The organism is Streptomyces sp. PSU-S4-23, from assembly GCF_055632315.1.
This window is the reverse complement of the sequence record NZ_JBVMUU010000002.1, coordinates 8,242,478-8,258,913: the sequence shown is the minus strand read 5'-3', so window position 1 is coordinate 8,258,913 and position 16,436 is coordinate 8,242,478. Positions and strand designations below refer to the sequence as shown.

Here is a 16,436-nt window from a genome sequence, read left to right as displayed (position 1 = left end):
ACCCGGGCTACGTGCCCGGCCCTGGACGCGCCTCCCCGGGCCCGGTGTCCGGTTCCGCGGGCTCCGCTCCGGCGGGCGCGTCCGCGGGCCGCGGTCCCGGCAGCCCCGGCCGCAGCCGTGCCAGCAGCCGTCTGCGCTCCTCGGCGAACGCCGGGTCCGCCTGGTAGTCGCTGTGCCCGAGGATCGGGGCCGGCAGCGGGTGCGCTTTCGTGCGGCCGTAGGCGAGGGGGTCCCTGAGCGGTGCGCGGTCCACCTGTGGGCCGCAGTCGCCGGGCAGCGCGATGGGGCCGCCGATCGGATCGGTGCGGCGGAACAGATTGCGCCAGCAGTCGACCTCGCGGTGCAGGGAGCTGAGCGAGGCCGGGCCGAAGTACGCCGGGAACCAGCGCCCGTACAACCGCTCCAGCGGCGAGCCGTAGGTCAGCAGTGCCACTCTCTTGCGGGCGGAGGGCCCCAGCTGCCAGGCCGCGGCCGCCGCCAGCACGCTGCCCTGGGAGTGGCCCGACAGGACCAGCCGCCCCCCGGTGGTGCCCGTCCAGGCCGCCATGCGCCAGGTCAGGTCCGGCACGGCACGCTCGGCGTAGCAGGGCGGGGCGAAGGGGTGTGCGGCGCGCGGCCAGAACGTGCCGACGTCCCACAGGATGCCGATGGTGCGGCGCGCGGACGCGTCCTTGTAGGCGCGCCGGCCCCAGGTGACGAAGAGCAGGAAGCCCACGCCGATCAGCCAGGAGCCGAGCCCCTGCGCAGTCCCGGCGGCGCCCCGGACGAGGGGGCCCGTGCCGCGCGCCGCCCCTTCCGGCGTGTCGTTGGCGGCGAAGGCCCCCACCAGGGCCGCCGCGCCCAGCACCAGCGTCACCGCGGACATGAGGCCGACGATGAGCGGCGCCCGGTCGGTGAGGGCGGCCATCGCGCGCGTGCCCGCGATCCGCAGGGTGCGGGCCGGGTCGCCGGGCTCGCCCGGATGGTCGCGTTCGACCGCTCCGGTCTCGGCGCGCCGCAGCAGCCAGGTGCGCCAGGCCAGCCAGCCGGACAGGACGAGCAGGACGAGGAGCAGGGGCGGGATGGTGGACGCCTGCCAGGTGAGCACGACGGGCGGGCCGGGCATGGTCTGCCCGGTGCCGTCCAGCCAGTCGGCGACCCGCTGGGCCACGCCGCCGGACATCACGCCGCCGAGCGCACAGGCCAGCATGGCGACGGCGGGCCCGGCCTGGCCGCGCATCGCGGTGCGCGTGTCGGGACGGGCACGGTGCAGGACGTGGGCGACGACGCCGAGCGCGACGACCAGGGCTCCCTGCACGAGGGCTAGCGCGCCGAACGTCGTGTCGCCCGGCAGCCGGCCCGCCGACCGCCAGCCGGGGCGCGACCAGCCGGCGTACACCATGGTCAGGAGGAGCACGGCGAGCGCCCCCCGGGGCAGCCACCGCACCAGCCTCCGGTCGAGGTCGCGGTCGAGCCGCTGCTCGGTGCGGCCCCGGCTGCACACCACCCAGACCACAGCCACCGCGCCGGCGAGGAGAGCCGACACCACCAGCCACCCCAGGGACTGCAGCGCGACCGCTCCATGGCGGCGGTCGTGGCGGGCGGCGGCGCTGCCGAGCGCGGCCGCGACGGTCAGGAGGCCCGCGGCGGTGTGCGCGGCGCGCAGCCGGGCCACCAGCCGGCGCCCGTACCAGAACCCGGGCCGGCCGAGCGCGGTGCTGTGTTCCTCCTCGCCGGGTTCGGCCGTGCGGGAGACCGGCTGCTGGGACTCGTAGGCGCTCCAGGTGCGGTGCGAGAGGTACCAGAGCAGGAGGGTGAGCGCCATGGGCACCAGCGACGCCAGGGCGAGGCGCCGGCCCGGCGGGCTCCACCAGCCGGCGTCGGCGCCGGCGGGTGAGAGGAAGCCGAGCCACGGGTGGCGCGCGGCGCACGCGTGTGTGCCCGCGCACTGCCAGGCGCCCAGGTCCAGGGCCACCTCGCAGGCCGCCGCCACCAGCAGCACGGTCAGGCTGAGTCCCAGGAGCCGGACGATCAGCCCGTAGAGCCGGACGGTCCGCGGCCGGCCGGTCGTCGTGGGGCGCATCCAGTGCGCGAGGTTGGCCACCATGAACGGCAGCAGCAACAGCCACAGGGCGCGCGCGGAGTTTCCGGACGTGAGGTTGCACCACACGTACGCCTCGGGCACGGGACGGCCCCGGTAGTCCTCGGGGCGCCGCTCCGCGTCGGCGTCGTCGGCCCGCCGGTACACGGCGGCCGTCCCGTCGCCGGTGATCCGGACCGTCCGCGGATCGCCCAGCATCTCCTCGGGCGTGGTGCCTCCCACGCCGTGGACCAGGAGTTCCAGGGCGGGGGCGGCCGTCGCGGACCGCCGGCCGGCGCCGTCCGGCTCCCCCTCGTGTTCCTGTGCTTCCCGTGCACGCTCCACTGTTCTGCTCTTCCCCCGCGCTGCGTACCGTGTGTCGTGTGCAGGCACAGGATCTCCGCTGTCACCGGCGTGCACACCTGCTGTCACGGAATCTCCCCGATACGGGTGAGCGCGCCCGGCCGCGGATGGCGGCCCTCGGGCACGGGGGGTGGCGCCCGCGGCGGCGACCCGTGCGAGGATGAGACGTCCTGCCACCGGTGACGGGAGAATGACCTCGTCGGAGCCGGTGCGAGTGGCGTGTCGGACGTGGTCGGGCGAAAGGGAGCGGAGCGGACGTGAGTGAGAATCAGAACCTCCTCGCGGAGCAGCGACGCGCCCTGATCCTGGACGAGGTGCGGCGGCGCGGCGGCGTCCGTGTGAACGAGCTGACGCGCAAGCTCGGCGTCTCCGACATGACGGTCCGCCGCGACCTCGACGCGCTCGCCCGGCAGGGCGTGCTGGAGAAGGTGCACGGCGGCGCGGTGCCGGTGGTGGAGGCGAGCACGCACGAGCCGGGGTTCGAGGCCAAGTCGGGCATGGAGCTGACGGCCAAGGAGGACATCGCGCGGGCCGCGGCCGAGCTGGTCGCGCCGGGCACGGCGATCGCCCTGTCCGGCGGCACGACGACGTACGCGCTGGCCCACCACCTTCTGGACGTGCCGGATCTGACCGTCGTCACCAACTCGGTGCGGGTGGCCGATGTCTTCCACTCGGCGCAGCGCACCTCGGGCCAGCGGCAGGGCGCGGCGACGGTGGTGCTGACCGGCGGGGTGCGCACGCCCTCCGACTCACTGGTGGGGCCGGTGGCCGACCAGGCGATCGCGTCCCTCCACTTCGATGTGCTGTTCCTCGGTGTGCACGGGATATCGCCGGAGGCCGGCCTGTCGACGCCGAACCTGGCGGAGGCCGAGACCAACCGGAGGCTGGTGCAGTCCGCACGGCGTGTGGTGGTGGTCGCGGACCACACCAAGTGGGGCACGGTGGGCCTGAGTTCGTTCGCCGCGCTGGAACAGGTGGACACGCTGGTCACCGATGCCGGGCTGCCGGCCGAGGCGCGGGAGGAGATCAGCGAGCACCTCAGACAGCTGGTGGTGGCCGGGGAGGAACCCGGGGACACTGCAGACATCTGACGGTTCGCCAGCTATGGTGGCGCCGCCCGGCGGCACCGCTTCCGTCCGGGGACGTTCGTTTCCCGCGAGGAGGTTGTCCGTCCATGGCACCCCGTCTGCGTCCGGTGGGACTCGACTTCGCGCAGTCAGCTCCCGTGCGGCTGGTGTTCGCGCGCGAGGTCGCGGCATCCCCCGAAGTGGTCTTCCGGGCCCTGGCCGAGGACGTTCCCGGCTGGAGCGAGTGGTTCGCCGCGGTGGCCTCCGCCCGGCCCGTCGACGAGGGCGCCGGGCGCGAGGTGCGCCTGACGGGCGGCATCCGCTTCCGGGAGACGGTGGTGGCGGCCACGCCGAACGAGGTGTACGCGTACCGGGTCGACGAGACGAACGCGCCCGGCGTGCACGCTCTTCTGGAGGAGTGGCGGCTCACGCCCGCCGGCACGGGCACCCGGGTGCAGTGGACCTTCGCGGGCGATGGGACCGCGGTGTTCCGTTTCGCGCTGAAGGCGGCGCGGACGGGTCTGGGGCGCGCCTTCCGCGGCGCGGTGACGGCGCTGGACCGCCGGCTGGCCGCACAGAACGCCTGACGGGCCTCAGTCCGGCCACACCCCGGTCGCCAGCAGGGACTCGATCGCCGCGGTGTAGGGCGCGATGTCGAGCCCCTGCCCGGCGAGCCACGCGTCGGAGTAGTACTTGTCCAGGTAGCGGTCGCCCGGATCGCACAGCAGGGTCACCACGCTGCCCGTCCGCCCTCCGGCCACCATCTCCGCGACGATCTTCAGCGCGCTCCACAGTCCCGTGCCGGTCGAGCCGCCCGCCTTGCGGCCCATGGCCCCCTCCAGGGCCCGCACCGCGGCGACGGCGGCCGCGTCCGGGACCTTCATCATCCGGTCGACGGCGCCCGGCAGGAAACTGGGTTCCATCCGCGGCCGGCCGATGCCCTCGATGCGCGAGCCGCCGTCGCAGGTGACGTCCTGATCGCCGGCCGTCCACCCGTCGAAGAAGCACGAGTTCTCCGGATCGGCCACGCAGACCCGGGTGTCGTACTGCATGTAGCGGACGTACCGGGCGATGGTCGCCGAGGTGCCGCCGGTTCCGGCCGTGGCGACGATCCACTCGGGCTGCGGGAACCGCTCCAGCTCCAGCTGGCGGAAGACGGACTCGGCGATGTTGTTGTTGCCGCGCCAGTCCGTGGCCCGTTCGGCGTAGGTGAACTGGTCCATGTAGTGGCCGCCGGTCTCCGCCGCGAGGGCGGCCGACTCCTCGTACATCCTGCGCGGGTCGTCGACGAAGTGGCACCGTCCGCCGTGGAACTCGATGAGGCGGCACTTCTCGGCACTCGTCGTGCGCGGCATCACCGCGATGAAGGGCACGCCGACGAGCTTGGCGAAGTACGCCTCGGAGACGGCCGTCGAACCACTGGACGCCTCGATCACCGGGCGCCCCGGCCGGATCCAGCCGTTGCACAGGCCGTACAGGAACAGGGACCGGGCGAGGCGGTGCTTGAGACTGCCGGTGGGGTGGGTGGACTCGTCCTTCAGGTACAGGTCGACACCCCAGTGCTCGGGCAGCGGGAACCGCAGCAGGTGCGTGTCGGCCGAGCGGTTGGCGTCGCCCTGGATCTTGCGGACGGCGTCCTTGAGCCAGCCGCGGTACTCGGCGTCACTGCGGTCGACGTCGAGGGTCTCGCCGGGGCGGGCGATATGGGGGGTGGTCACGGCGGGGGCTCCTTACCGAGGGGTGCCGACGCCGGTTCACGCGGTCGGACGCCTCGATGATAGACACCTCCAAAACGCTTCTCACCTGCATAAACGCATCTTTGGGCGACTCAAAGGCACCCTGTGGCACAGGGCGGGGAACGGCGGGGGCGCATTCACGCGAGTGCGCCGGATGCCCCGCGTGAGCCCGCCGTGCGCACTGGTGCGAGCGGTCGGCCGCGGGCAGACTGCACGGCATGGGCCGCCTGCCGGTGCCTCCGGGCAACCGCGCGCCACCGGCCCGTACGGGGATGGACACTGGATCACGACCGGGCTCGGTCGGGGCCACGCCGGATCGCGTCCCGCGCGGGATCCCGGACGGGCACGGCCGCATGCGCAAGGGGGCGGGGCAGGATGGCGGAGCCGGAGTTCACGGCCACGGGTGTCCGGATCGGGAAGGGGCTGCGGTCCCTCACCCGGGCCGGAGAGGTCCGCATCAGGGACGGCAGGCTGCGGCTGCTCACGAGTTACGGCAGCGAGATCGACAGTGCCCCGGTGCGGGCCGTGCGCGCGTCGAAGCCCTGGTTCGCGCCGGAGGACCGGGCGTTGGCCGATGTCAACGGCACCCGCTATTCGCTGACCCTCGGCGACCGGGACCCCGCTGCGGGACGGCCGCGGCCCTCGTCGGCGCGGCGGTTCATCGAGGCGATCCGCAAGGCGGGCGGGCGCGACGGCTGAGCGTGGGCGCGAGTTGCAGGACGTCACCCGGTGCGCCACGCTGGTCTCACATCACTCTCGGTTTACCGGCGATTACGCTGAAGAACCAGCCCGCCGGTCACGACCGCGGGCGGCCCCCGTACGAAGCCGTTCCGCACCCAGCGGCCGGAGTACTCCGCCGCACAGCAGGCGGCACGCAGGCCAGCCCTCCTGCTGGATCCGATCCCGTCGTCTTCCGGACTCAATTCGGGGAGTCGCAGCCGTGATCAGCCAGCCAAGCAGGCACTGCACGGTGGAGCTCCAAGCCCTGCCGTCGCGGATCGGCCAGGTCCGCAGAATCGTATCGGCGCAGTTGCGCTACTGGCACCTCGATCCCCTGATCGACCGGGCCGCGCTCGGTGTGACGGAGCTGTTGACGAACGTCCACCTGCACGCCCGGCCCGACAAGACGTGCACCGTGGAGATGGAGTTGCTGCTCGACCGGCTCACCGTCTCGGTGCACGATCACGACCCGCGCCTGCCCGAACTGCGCGAGGCGGACGGCACGGCCACCAGCGGACGCGGTCTGGCGATGGTCGCGGCGGTGGCCGACAGCTGGGGGGCGCGCCCGGACGGCGACTCGGGCAAGGTCGTCTGGTTCACGCTCCCCGCACCGGCGTCGGCGCCCACCCGTCCGGTGCCGGCCCTGACGCCGTACGAGAAACCCCTCGAAGCGCCGGCCCGCGCCCTCGCGGTCGGCGACCGCACGGCGGAACACGCTCCCGCCCGGTCCACCGTTGCCGGCTGACCGGGCGGTGACCCTGCCGCACAAGAGGACCGGACGGGCCCTCGCCGGGCCGGAGGCAGCCCGGCGGGGGCACCGTCGTGAGGCCCGCCGCGCTCCGCCGCCCCGAGGGGTGGCGGAGGCGTCCGGCGCGGCCTCCGGCACCGCCTTCGCGGTGCCGCCCGAGGAGCACCGGCTCCGGGCGGAGCACGGTCCGCAGCCGGGACGGGGGTTCCGGCCGGCGGCCCGACGGTCCCCGACGGGCCGAATCCGCGGGTGCGTTCGGGGATCGCCGGCGTGAGCGCCCGGGGCGGCGGGTGACGGGCGGAAGGTCATGCGGCATCGCGCTTGCCCGTACGGCCGAACTGCTCGTCCAGGACGGAGAGCCGGCGCCAGTACTCGTCCTCGTCGATCTCGCCGGAGGCGAAGCGGCGGCCGAGGACGGCGATCGGCGAGTCGCCCGCCGGACGGCCGTCCATCGCGCGCCACGGTGCGCCACGGCCCCGCCAGCCGGCGCGGCGCAGGACGGCCACGGCGCCGAGTACGACAGCCGCCCAGATCAGCGGGAGGAACAGGATCCAGGGGCCGGGGCCGCCGCCCCAATGGGCCAGGGTCTGCATCGCGGGTCATCTCCTCGGTCGGTTCTGCGGTGATACCTCGAGACTCGCGGCGGAAGGGGGTGCGTGTCGTCGTACGGCCGGCGGCAGTGCGGATACCCCGCCGGGAGTAGCGGGAGCAGGCGGGCGTCCACCCGCCGCTCCCGGGCCCGACGAGACACGAGGCTGGAATCTGTAACTACTAGTATGTACAGTGCCGGCATGAGCACCCCGGAGCGACTGATCGAGTCCACCCGCGAACTGCTGTGGGAGCGCGGCTACGTGGGCACGAGCCCCAAGGCGATCCTTGAGCGCGCGGGCGCCGGCCAAGGCAGCATGTACCACCACTTCAAGGGCAAGCCGGACCTGGCGCTCGCCGCGATCCGCCGCACCGCCGAGGACATGCGCGCCACCGCGCTGGGCGTACTCGGCGGGCCCGGAACGCCGTACGAGCGGATCGAGGCGTATCTGCGGCGTGAGCGTGACGTGCTGCGCGGCTGCCCCATCGGCCGGCTGACGATGGACCCGGACGTGGTCGCGAGCGACGATCTGCGCGGCCCCGTGGACGAGACGATCGACTGGCTGCGCGAGCGGCTCGCCGAAATCGTCGAAGAGGGCAAGGAACAGGGCCAGTTCGCGCCCTCCCTGGTTGCCGGGGAGATCGCGGCGACGATCCTGTCGACCGTCCAGGGCGGCTATGTGCTGGCCCGCGCCTCGGGTTCACCGGCGGCCTTCGACGCCGGGGTGCGGGGCCTGCTCTCCCTTCTCCGAGCGGCTTCCTGAGGAGTACCGCGTGCGCGTCGCGAGACGGCGCGAGCCCGGCGCACGGCACCGGCACCGGCACCGGCACCGGCACGGAACCTGTCCCCGCGCCTTCGTGACGCACCTCGCGGTCCGCGAGGCGACCGAGGACGGCACGAGCACCGAGTGGAGCCCACTCGCCGGCCCCGACGACACCACCGCCCGAGGAGGCATCCGTTGCATGCCATGCAGTACGAGCTGACCCTGCCCGCCGACTACGACATGGGCGTCATCCGCGGCCGCGTCTCCCGTGTCGGGCATGTCCTCGACGACTGGGGCGGCCTCGGCGTCAAGGTCTACCTGATGCGCGAGCGGGGTGTGCACGGCTCGCCGGTCAACCAGTACGCCCCGTTCTACCTGTGGAACACCGTGGAGGGCATGAACTCCTTCCTGTGGGGCGGCGCCTTCCAGGGGCTCGTGAGCGACTTCGGTCGTCCGGAGGTCCAGCAGTGGACGGGGCTGGCGTACGAGGAGGGAGCCGCCGCCGGCTCGCCCGCCGTCGTCGCCGTGCGGCGGCGGCAGCAGGTGCCGGAGGGGGTGCGGCTGTCCGACGTCATGGAGGGCGCCGTGCGTGAGACCGGGCGGCTCGCCGCGCAGGACGGCGCGGTGCTCGCGGCGGCGGCCGCCGATCCGCGCCGCTGGGAGCTGGTGCACTTCTCGCTCTGGGACCACGGCACCCCGGAGGCCGCCGGGGAGGTCTTCCAGGTGCTGCACGTGTCGGCCCCTGGGCGGGGCGGGCTGCCGCGAGGACGGCAGTGGTGATCCGTGTCCGCACGGTCCTCGGCGATGCGCACCCCCCGCTGTCGCGGGCGGCTTCCACGCCCTCGACGCGCACGCCCGCTGGACGATGACCGCGGCGGCCGAGGCGCACCACGCGACGGGCGCCCCGATCGCCGGGGGCCCGCCGCTCAGGCGAGGGCCGCCAGCGGATCGTCCAGCACCGGCTGCCACGCCAACTCGGCCGCCCCGACCAGGCTGTTGTGGTCGAGTGTGCAGGCCAGGATCGGAACGCCGCCGCTGCGGCCCCACAGGCTGCGGTCGGCGACGACGGCCCGCAGCCGCTCGGGGTCGGCGTCGAACAGGGTGCGGTGCAGTCCGCCGAGGATGATGCGGTCCGGGTTGAGGATGTTGACGAGCCCGGCGAGGCCGAGGCCCAGCCGGTCGATCAGCGTCCCGACGGCGGTACGGACGTCCGGGTCCGTCCGGTATCCCGTGCGGATGAGGTCGTTGGCCTGCTGGAGCTGGGAGACCTCGGGGCCGGCCTCGCGGCCCGCCGCCGCGAGCAGGGCCAGCGGGTCCGCCTCCACGTCGAGGCAGCCGCGGCTGCCGCAGTGGCAGGGGCGCCCCTCGGGGTTGACGGTGAGGTGCCCGACCTCCAGCGCGAGCCCCGAACTGCCGGTGTGCAGCCGCCCGTCCAGTACCAGCGCGCCGCCCACCCCCCGGTGTCCGGTGGCCACGCACAGCAGATCCCGGGACCCGCGGCCGGCGCCGTGCCGGTGCTCGGCGAGTGCGGCCAGGTTGACGTCGTTGGCGGCGAACGCGGGCCCGGTGATGCCCGCGGCGCGCACACGCCCGGCGAATATCTCGCGGACGGGCGCGCCCGCGGGCCAGTCGAGGTGGAGGGGGTTCAGGGCGAGGCCCTCGGGCTCGGCGACCGCGGACGGCACGGCGAGACCCGCGCCCACACAGCGCCGGCCGGTCTCGCGCAGCAACTCGGCGCCCGCGTCGACCACCGCGCCGAGCACCTTCGCCGGGTCGGCGTCGACGGTCTCGCAGCGGGGCGCGGTCGCGACGATCCGGCCGCCGAGCCCCACGAGTGCGGCCCGGAAGCCGTCCGCGTGCACCTGGGCCGCGAGCGCGACGGGCCCGTCCTCGGCGACCGCGAGCCGGTGCGAGGGCCGTCCCTGCGCACCGGCGGCGGCCCCCGGGTGCGCGTCGACCCGGATCAGGCCCAGTGCCTCCAGTTCGGCGGCCACCGCTCCGGCGGTCGCGCGGGTGACACCCAGCTCGGCGGTGAGCACGGCGCGCGTCGGCGCACGGCCGGTGTGGACCAGTTCCAGCGCGGGACCGAGCGCGCCGCGCCCCCGGTCCAGGCGCGTGCGCGTGTTCCCTTCCCCTGCCGCCCGAGGGCCTGCCTTGCCGTTCATGAGGGCGAGTCTCCCATGATCGGCTCCGGGGCCGCGCCGCCGGCGAACAGGTCCCCGCCGTACGGCTCCACGTGCGGGAAGGGGCGCGCCCGGGCCCGCCCGTGGACCGCGCCGGGTGCGGCCGGTCTGCGGGCTCGCGGAAACAGCTCGGCGTCCATGACCCCATCATCACGGATCCGGGCCGGCGGGACCGCGCCCTCCGGCCGGGGACGGGGCCGACCTGCGGCTCGGCTAGCCTGGACGGCGATGAACGACCCTCTGACCACGCCCTGGGGCGCGTACACGCTGACCCGCTTCCCGGAGGACCCCCGTGACCGCCTGCGCGCCTGGGACGCGTCCGACGCGTATCTGCTGCGGCACCTCGCGGCCGGCGGAATCCCCCTCAGCGGCGAGGTCGTGGTCGTCGGCGACCGGTGGGGCGCGCTCACCACGGCGCTCGCGGCGCACCGTCCCACGCAGATCACCGACTCGTTCCTGGCCCGCGAGGCGACCCGTGCGAACCTCGCGCGGGCCGGCGTCGAGGCGGGTGCCGTACGGCTCCTGACCACCCGGGACGATCCGCCGTCCCGGATCGACGTCCTCCTCGTGCGGATCCCGAAGAGCCTCGCGCTGCTGGAGGACCAGCTGCACCGGCTGGCGCCCGGGGTGCACGAGGGCACGGTGGTCATCGGCACGGGCATGGTCAAGGAGATCCACACCTCGACGCTGAGGCTGTTCGAGCGGATCCTCGGGCCCACCCGCACCTCGCTCGCCGAGCAGAAGGCACGGCTCGTCTTCTGCACCCCGGACCCGGGCCTCGAACGGGGCACGAACCCCTGGCCGTACCGGTACCGGCTCCCCGACGGCATCGGACCGGTGTCCGGTCGCACCGTCACCAACCACGCGGGCGTCTTCTGCGCGGACCGCCTCGACGTCGGGACCCGGTTCTTCCTGCGGCACCTGCCGCGTGGCACGGGCGGCGGACGGGTCGTCGACCTGGGCTGCGGCAACGGGATCGTCGGGCTGGCCGCCGCGCTGGCCGATCCGCAGGCCGAGGTGCTCTTCGTCGACGAGTCGTACCAGGCGGTGGCCTCAGCGGCGGCGACCTACCGGGACAACGCGCGGGGGGCGGCGGAGTTCCTCGTGGGCGACGGCCTGGCGGGGGTGCCCGACGCGAGCGTCGACCTCGTGCTCAACAACCCGCCGTTCCACTCCCACCAGGCGACGACGGACGCCACGGCCCGGCGCATGTTCACGGGGGCGCGGCGAGTCCTGCGCCCGGGCGGCGAGTTGTGGGTGGTCGGCAACCGCCACCTGGGCTACCACGTGAAGCTGCGCCATCTCTTCGGCAGGTGCGAACTGGTCGCGAGCGACGCGAAGTTCGTGGTCCTGAAGGCCGTCAGGACATAGCGGCGGCCGGACGGTACCGGGTGGGCTCATGGGGACACGTGCGCTGCCGAGTGTGCGTCACGGTCCCGGAGCACGGTGATGAGGAGGGCCACGGTGCGGGCCATCGCATCCCGCCCGGCCCCGAGGTATCCGCGCGCGTCGACCGCCTCGGGACGCGCGGCGAGGGACTCCCGGACCGCGCCGGTCATCGCGACGTTCAGGGCGGTCCCGATGTTGACCTTCGCGATGCCGCCGGCGACCGCCGCCCTCAGTTCGCCGTCCGGCAGCCCGGACGAGCCGTGCAGCACGAGCGGTACGTCGAGCGCGGCGCTCAGCCGCTTGAGCAGGCCGTGGTCGAGTGCGGCCGTGCGAGTCGTCATGGCATGGGTGCTGCCGACCGCGACGGCCAGGGCGTCCACCCCCGCATCCGCCACGAAGGAGGCCGCCTCCCCCGGATCGGTCCGGGCGCCGGGGGCGTGCGGGTCGGGCGGCGGTTCGCCGTTCTTGCCGCCGACCTGCCCCAACTCGGCCTCGATCCAGAGCCCTTGGGCGTGGGCCCAGTCGGCCGCGGCGCGGGTGGCGGCGAGGTTCTCCTCGTAGGGCAGCCGGGCGGCGTCGTACATCACGGAGCTGAACCCGGCGTCGGGCGCCTGCCGGAGCAGGTCGCCGCTGTGGACGTGGTCGAGGTGGAGGGCGACCGGCACGGCGGCGCGTGCGGCGGCCGCAGCGGCGGCCCGGGCGAGCGGCAGCAGCCGCCCGTGACGGAACTTGACGGTGTTCTCGCTGACTTGGAGCACCACCGGGGCGTCCGCCGCCTCCGCGCCCGCGATCACCGCCTCGATGTGCTCCAGGGTGATGATGTTGAACGCGGCGACGGCACCACGCTCCGCCACGGCGGCGGCGGCGACCAGCTCACCGGTGGCTGCGAGGGTCATGGCTCCTCCTTCTCACCGAGCACGGACCGCCCCTGGGGCCCGTACTCGTCCACGTTCTCCTGTCCTCGCTGCTCACGGGGTCTCCGCGTGGTCGGCGGTGGGGCTCAGGATCACGGAACGGGTCAGATGGCGCGGCCGGTCGGGGTCGAGGCCGCGTGCGACGGCCACGGCGGCCGCGAGCCGGTGGACGCGGACGAGTTCGGCGAGCGGGTCGAGGTGCCCGGCCACCCACAGCCCGCCGGTCTCCCGCACCTGTCCGGCCAGTCCCCCGGGCGCGTCGCCGAGCATCCAGACGGCGGTCCCGCGGGTGGTGATGCTGATGGGGCCGTGCCGGTACTCCATCGCCGGATACGCCTCAGTCCACGCCTGCGCGGCCTCCCTCATCTTCAGCCCGGCCTCGTGCGCGAGGCCGACCGTCCAGCCGCGGCCGAGGAAGGTGAACTGCGAGCAGCCGGCGAGTCCTTCGGGCAGCGGGAGGTCCAGAGCGGTGCGGGCGTCGGCGACCACGGCGTCCCTGTGCAGTCCGAGGTGGGCGCGGAGCAGGGTGAGGGCGGTGGTGGCGAACCGGGTCTGGACGACGGACCGTTCGTCGGCGTACTCGAGCACGACCGGGTCGTCGGCCACGTCCGTCACGGGCGTGTGCGGGTCGGCGGTGATCGCGGTGGTACGGATCCGCCCGCCGAGCCGTCCGAGGAGTTCGAGGACCTCGGTGGTGGTGCCGGACCGGGTGAGGGCGACCACCCGGTCGTAGGCGCGTCCGTACGGGAACTCGGAGGCCGCGAAGGCGTCCGTCTCGCCCTGCCCGGCCCGCTCGCGCAGCACGGCGGCGGACTGCGCCATGAAGTACGAGGTTCCGCATCCCACGACCGCCACGCGCTCCCCCACCGCGGGCAGCGCGTCCTTGTACGCGGCCGCTCCCGCGGCCGCGCGGGTCCAGCACTCGGGCTGGCTGGTCAGCTCGTCCTCGACGTAGGTCATACCGCGCCCTCCGCGACGTAGGTCATGCCGGACCGTCCGCTGTGCTTGTTCATGCAAGATATTGCCCGCTTCCGATCACCATCAAGCATTCGATCGGAGATACGGTGCGCTAGGGTCACCCGGAGGCCGAGGAACGGAGAGTGCGGATGTCGCGCGACGCGCGCTGGAAGGCACTGCTGGAACTGCTCGTCGAGCGCGGCCGGCTGGATGTCGAGCAGGCGGCGGCCGAGCTGGAGGTGTCGGCCGCGACGATCCGCCGCGACTTCGACCGGCTGGCCGAGCAGCAGATGCTGGTGCGCACCCGGGGCGGCGCGGTGGTGCACGGCGTCTCCTACGAACTTCCGCTGCGCTACAAGACGGCCCGCCACGCCTCCGAGAAGCAGCGCATCGCCACCGCGGTCGCCGGCCTGATCGCAGCGGGCGAGGCGGTGGGGCTCACCGGAGGCACGACCACCACGGAGGTGGCCCGGGCCCTGGCGGTGCGCGGCGACCTGGCGCCGGGCTCGTCGGGCTCCCCCGCGCTCACCGTCGTCACCAATGCGCTGAACATCGCCAACGAGCTGGCCGTGCGGCCCCAGTTCAAGATCGTGGTGACGGGCGGGGTCGCGCGCCCGCAGTCGTACGAGCTCATCGGCCCGCTCGCGGACTGCGTCCTCGGCCAGATCACCGTCGACGTGGCCGTGCTCGGCGTGGTGGCCCTGGACGTCACGCACGGCGCGGCCGCGCACGACGAGGCGGAGGCCGCGATCAACCGTCTGCTGTGCGAGCGCGCCGAGCGGGTCGTCGTCGCCGCGGACTCCAGCAAGCTGGGGCAGCGCGCCTTCGCCCGGATCTGCCCGGTGGAGTCGGTGGACACGCTGGTCACGGACGCGGCGGCGGAAGCGGAGACGGTCCGGCGGTTCGAGGAGGCGGGCGTGCGGGTGCTCCTCGTCTGACGGAGCCGGGCCGTCCGCCGCGCTCCCGGTGGCGGCCTCGCCCGCTGCGCCTAAGCTGGGAGGCGCCGTGGCACGCCGGGTGGCAGGGAGGCTGCGATGGCCGAGACGCCGGTCGACCAGTACGTGCGGGGTGCCTCCCGGTATCTGCCGATCGCCGAGCACGGCCTGATCGGGGATCTGCGGACCGTGGCCCTGGTCGGTTCGAACGGCACCATCGACTGGTACTGCTGCCCGTCGTTCGACGCCCCCAGCGTCTTCGCCTCGATCCTGGACGCGGACCGGGGCGGATGCTTCGAACTCTGCGCGACCGTGCCGGCGCGCACCAAGCAGTTCTACTTCCCCGACACCAACGTCCTGATCACGCGGTTCTTCACCGAGGACGGCGTCGGCGAAGTACAGGACTTCATGCCCGTCGGCGCGGGGTCGGTGGAGGCCGAACGCCACCGGCTGATCCGGCGGGTGCTGTGCGTGCGCGGCGCCATCCCGTTCCGGGCGCGGGTGGCCCCGCGGTTCCACTACGGCACCCGGTCGCACACCGTCCGGGTGCTCGGCGACGTCGCGGTCTTCGAGTCCGCCGACCTGTCGCTGGCCCTGACCGCCACCGTGGCCCTCGAAGGCGACGACCTGGACACCTGGGCGGACTTCAAACTCTCCGAGGGCGAGTCGGCGGTCTTCGCGCTGGACCAGGTCGGAGAGGAGCTCGGGCCGCGCAGGTGCGCGCGTCTGGAGGCGCAGCAGCAGTTCTGCACCACGGTGGCGTACTGGCGGAACTGGCTGTCCGCCTCGCGCTACCGCGGCCGGTGGCGGGAGATGGTGCACCGCTCCGCCCTCACGCTGAAGCTGCTCACCTATGCGCCGACCGGTGCGATCGTCGCCGCGCCGACGACCAGCCTCCCCGAGCGGCTCGGCGGCGAACGCAACTGGGACTACCGCTACGTATGGGTGCGTGACGCGGCCTTCTGCGTCTACGCCCTGCTGCGCCTGGGCTTCACCGGCGAGGCGGAGGCGTTCATGGCGTTCGTGACCCGGCACATCACGTCCGGAGACGGAGGACCGTCCGGCCCGCTGCAGATCATGTACGGGATCGACGGCCGCACCGACCTGCCCGAGCACGAACTCGACCATCTGGAGGGCCATCGCGGGGCGGCGCCGGTGCGTATCGGCAACGCGGCGGCCGAGCAGCTCCAACTCGACATCTACGGCGCCCTCATCGACTCGGTCTACCTCTACGACAAGTGGGCGCAGCCGATCTCCAGCGACCAGTGGGACCACGTCTGCGCGCTGGTGGACTGGGTCTGCGCGCACTGGGACCAGCCCGACGAGGGCGTCTGGGAGACGCGCGGCGGCCGCAAGAACTTCCTGTACTCGCGGCTGATGTGCTGGGTGGCGATCGAGCGCGCCATCCGGATGGCGCGCCGTCGCGGCCTGCCCGCCGATCTGGTCCGCTGGCTGGAGTGCCGTGACACGGTCTACCGGCGGATCATGCAGCGGGGCTGGTCCGCCGAGCGCCAGGCGTTCGTGCAGCACGAGCAGGGTGATGTGCTCGACGCGGCGGTGCTCATGATGCCGCTGGCCAAGTTCATCGCGCCCACCGATCCCAAGTGGCTGTCCACGCTGGACTCCCTCGGCCGGGAGCTGGTGTCCGACTCACTGGTCTACCGCTACGACCCGAGGTCGAGCCCGGACGGTGTGCGGGGCGACGAGGGGACGTTCTCCATCTGTTCGTTCTGGTACGTCGAGGCACTGGTCCGCGCCGGCCGCCTCGACGAGGCGCGGCTGGCCTTCGAGAAGATGCTGACGTACGCCAACCATCTGGGGCTGTACGCCGAGGAGATCAGCCCCACCGGCGAGCAACAGGGCAACTTCCCACAGGCGTTCACCCACCTCGGGCTGATCAGCGCGGCGTTCAACCTCGACCGGGCCTTGGGCTGAGGGCCGCCCACCGGCCTGTCCACGGCGGGACCGTACATCTGGCGAGACCGGCCGCTCCGGCACCGCCGTGGCCGTCCT

At 73.9% G+C, this 16,436-nt stretch carries 16 protein-coding genes and 1 pseudogene; 10 read left to right on the top strand and 7 right to left on the bottom strand.

Annotated elements, in window-relative coordinates; translation table 11 throughout:
- Window positions 1–7: 7 nt before the first annotated feature.
- On the bottom strand, window positions 8–2,404 hold the full coding sequence (locus tag ACZ79I_RS37325; protein ID WP_471503849.1) for a hypothetical protein: 2,397 nt from the start codon (window positions 2,402–2,404) through the stop codon (window positions 8–10).
- Window positions 2,405–2,679: 275 nt separating this feature from the next.
- Here ACZ79I_RS37325 and ACZ79I_RS37320 point away from each other — a divergent pair, with 275 nt between their 5' ends.
- Together ACZ79I_RS37320 and ACZ79I_RS37315 are read left to right on the top strand one after the other, a co-directional pair.
- On the top strand, window positions 2,680–3,513 hold the full coding sequence (locus ACZ79I_RS37320) for a DeoR/GlpR family DNA-binding transcription regulator (protein WP_471503847.1): 834 nt from the start codon (window positions 2,680–2,682) through the stop codon (window positions 3,511–3,513).
- An 83-nt stretch (window positions 3,514–3,596) separates the two neighbouring features.
- Window positions 3,597–4,076, top strand: coding sequence for an SRPBCC family protein (locus tag ACZ79I_RS37315; RefSeq protein ID WP_471503845.1), 480 nt, complete (start codon window positions 3,597–3,599; stop codon window positions 4,074–4,076).
- Window positions 4,077–4,082: 6 nt separating this feature from the next.
- Here the strand turns inward: ACZ79I_RS37315 and ACZ79I_RS37310 are convergent, their stop codons facing one another.
- On the bottom strand, window positions 4,083–5,207 hold the full coding sequence (locus ACZ79I_RS37310; protein ID WP_471503843.1) for a PLP-dependent cysteine synthase family protein: 1,125 nt from the start codon (window positions 5,205–5,207) through the stop codon (window positions 4,083–4,085).
- 393 nt (window positions 5,208–5,600) lie between these two features.
- Between ACZ79I_RS37310 and ACZ79I_RS37305 the strand changes: the two genes are divergently transcribed.
- Together ACZ79I_RS37305 and ACZ79I_RS37300 are read left to right on the top strand one after the other, a co-directional pair.
- On the top strand, window positions 5,601–5,924 hold the full coding sequence (locus ACZ79I_RS37305; protein ID WP_471503841.1) for a hypothetical protein: 324 nt from the start codon (window positions 5,601–5,603) through the stop codon (window positions 5,922–5,924).
- A 241-nt stretch (window positions 5,925–6,165) separates the two neighbouring features.
- Complete coding sequence (locus ACZ79I_RS37300; RefSeq protein ID WP_471503839.1) at window positions 6,166–6,690, top strand: ATP-binding protein; 525 nt, start codon at window positions 6,166–6,168, stop codon at window positions 6,688–6,690.
- Between the two features lie 308 nt (window positions 6,691–6,998).
- On the opposite strand, the gene ACZ79I_RS37295 is transcribed toward ACZ79I_RS37300, so the two are convergent.
- Window positions 6,999–7,286: an SHOCT domain-containing protein gene (locus tag ACZ79I_RS37295; RefSeq protein ID WP_471503837.1), complete on the bottom strand. Its 288-nt coding sequence runs from the start codon at window positions 7,284–7,286 to the stop codon at window positions 6,999–7,001.
- A gap of 198 nt (window positions 7,287–7,484) precedes the next feature.
- On the opposite strand from ACZ79I_RS37295, the gene ACZ79I_RS37290 reads away from it, so the two are divergent.
- The 3 genes and pseudogenes from ACZ79I_RS37290 to ACZ79I_RS37280 form a co-directional block, all read left to right on the top strand.
- Complete coding sequence (locus tag ACZ79I_RS37290; protein ID WP_471503835.1) at window positions 7,485–8,045, top strand: TetR/AcrR family transcriptional regulator; 561 nt, start codon at window positions 7,485–7,487, stop codon at window positions 8,043–8,045.
- A gap of 195 nt (window positions 8,046–8,240) precedes the next feature.
- Window positions 8,241–8,825 carry a DUF4865 family protein gene (locus tag ACZ79I_RS37285; protein ID WP_471503833.1) on the top strand — a complete coding sequence of 195 codons (585 nt, stop codon included), beginning with the start codon at window positions 8,241–8,243 and terminating at the stop codon, window positions 8,823–8,825.
- Between the two features lie 40 nt (window positions 8,826–8,865).
- Window positions 8,866–8,958 (top strand): annotated as a pseudogene (locus tag ACZ79I_RS37280) (phosphotriesterase family protein); the annotation flags it as partial.
- A 13-nt stretch (window positions 8,959–8,971) separates the two neighbouring features.
- Here the strand turns inward: ACZ79I_RS37280 and ACZ79I_RS37275 are convergent.
- Window positions 8,972–10,210 (bottom strand): ROK family protein, encoded by a 1,239-nt coding sequence (locus tag ACZ79I_RS37275; protein WP_471503831.1) that lies wholly within the window; start codon window positions 10,208–10,210, stop codon window positions 8,972–8,974.
- The gene (locus ACZ79I_RS37270; RefSeq protein WP_471503829.1) at window positions 10,207–10,368 is read right to left on the bottom strand and encodes a hypothetical protein; all 162 of its coding nucleotides are present in this window, start codon (window positions 10,366–10,368) and stop codon (window positions 10,207–10,209) included. Before ACZ79I_RS37270 ends, ACZ79I_RS37275 begins: the two co-directional genes overlap by 4 nt.
- 88 nt (window positions 10,369–10,456) lie before the next feature.
- Between ACZ79I_RS37270 and ACZ79I_RS37265 the strand changes: the two genes are divergently transcribed.
- Window positions 10,457–11,599: a methyltransferase gene (locus ACZ79I_RS37265; RefSeq protein ID WP_471503827.1), complete on the top strand. Its 1,143-nt coding sequence runs from the start codon at window positions 10,457–10,459 to the stop codon at window positions 11,597–11,599.
- Between the two features lie 26 nt (window positions 11,600–11,625).
- Here ACZ79I_RS37265 and ACZ79I_RS37260 read toward each other — a convergent pair whose 3' ends face one another.
- The gene (locus ACZ79I_RS37260; RefSeq protein ID WP_471503825.1) at window positions 11,626–12,513 is read right to left on the bottom strand and encodes a class II fructose-bisphosphate aldolase; all 888 of its coding nucleotides are present in this window, start codon (window positions 12,511–12,513) and stop codon (window positions 11,626–11,628) included.
- A 72-nt stretch (window positions 12,514–12,585) separates the two neighbouring features.
- Entirely contained in the window at window positions 12,586–13,491 is a 906-nt protein-coding gene (locus ACZ79I_RS37255) for an SIS domain-containing protein (RefSeq protein WP_471503823.1), read from the bottom strand.
- Between the two features lie 146 nt (window positions 13,492–13,637).
- Between ACZ79I_RS37255 and ACZ79I_RS37250 the strand changes: the two genes are divergently transcribed.
- Together ACZ79I_RS37250 and ACZ79I_RS37245 are read left to right on the top strand one after the other, a co-directional pair.
- Entirely contained in the window at window positions 13,638–14,426 is a 789-nt protein-coding gene (locus ACZ79I_RS37250; protein WP_471503820.1) for a DeoR/GlpR family DNA-binding transcription regulator, read from the top strand.
- A 96-nt stretch (window positions 14,427–14,522) separates the two neighbouring features.
- Entirely contained in the window at window positions 14,523–16,358 is a 1,836-nt protein-coding gene (locus ACZ79I_RS37245) for a glycoside hydrolase family 15 protein (RefSeq protein ID WP_471503818.1), read from the top strand.
- Window positions 16,359–16,436: the final 78 nt, after the last annotated feature.

Bases quoted from the DNA above. Each gene is read 5' to 3' on its own strand.
- ACZ79I_RS37250 (WP_471503820.1), top strand. From the start codon at position 13,638: ATGTCGCGCGACGCGCGCTGGAAGGCACTGCTGGAACTGCTCGTCGAG.
- ACZ79I_RS37260 (WP_471503825.1), bottom strand. From the start codon at position 12,513: ATGACCCTCGCAGCCACCGGTGAGCTGGTCGCCGCCGCCGCCGTGGCG.
- ACZ79I_RS37265 (WP_471503827.1), top strand. From the start codon at position 10,457: ATGAACGACCCTCTGACCACGCCCTGGGGCGCGTACACGCTGACCCGC.
- ACZ79I_RS37290 (WP_471503835.1), top strand. From the start codon at position 7,485: ATGAGCACCCCGGAGCGACTGATCGAGTCCACCCGCGAACTGCTGTGG.
- ACZ79I_RS37305 (WP_471503841.1), top strand. From the start codon at position 5,601: ATGGCGGAGCCGGAGTTCACGGCCACGGGTGTCCGGATCGGGAAGGGG.
- ACZ79I_RS37275 (WP_471503831.1), bottom strand. From the start codon at position 10,210: ATGAACGGCAAGGCAGGCCCTCGGGCGGCAGGGGAAGGGAACACGCGC.
- ACZ79I_RS37245 (WP_471503818.1), top strand. From the start codon at position 14,523: ATGGCCGAGACGCCGGTCGACCAGTACGTGCGGGGTGCCTCCCGGTAT.
- ACZ79I_RS37255 (WP_471503823.1), bottom strand. From the start codon at position 13,491: ATGACCTACGTCGAGGACGAGCTGACCAGCCAGCCCGAGTGCTGGACC.
- ACZ79I_RS37315 (WP_471503845.1), top strand. From the start codon at position 3,597: ATGGCACCCCGTCTGCGTCCGGTGGGACTCGACTTCGCGCAGTCAGCT.
- ACZ79I_RS37295 (WP_471503837.1), bottom strand. From the start codon at position 7,286: ATGCAGACCCTGGCCCATTGGGGCGGCGGCCCCGGCCCCTGGATCCTG.
- ACZ79I_RS37270 (WP_471503829.1), bottom strand. From the start codon at position 10,368: ATGGACGCCGAGCTGTTTCCGCGAGCCCGCAGACCGGCCGCACCCGGC.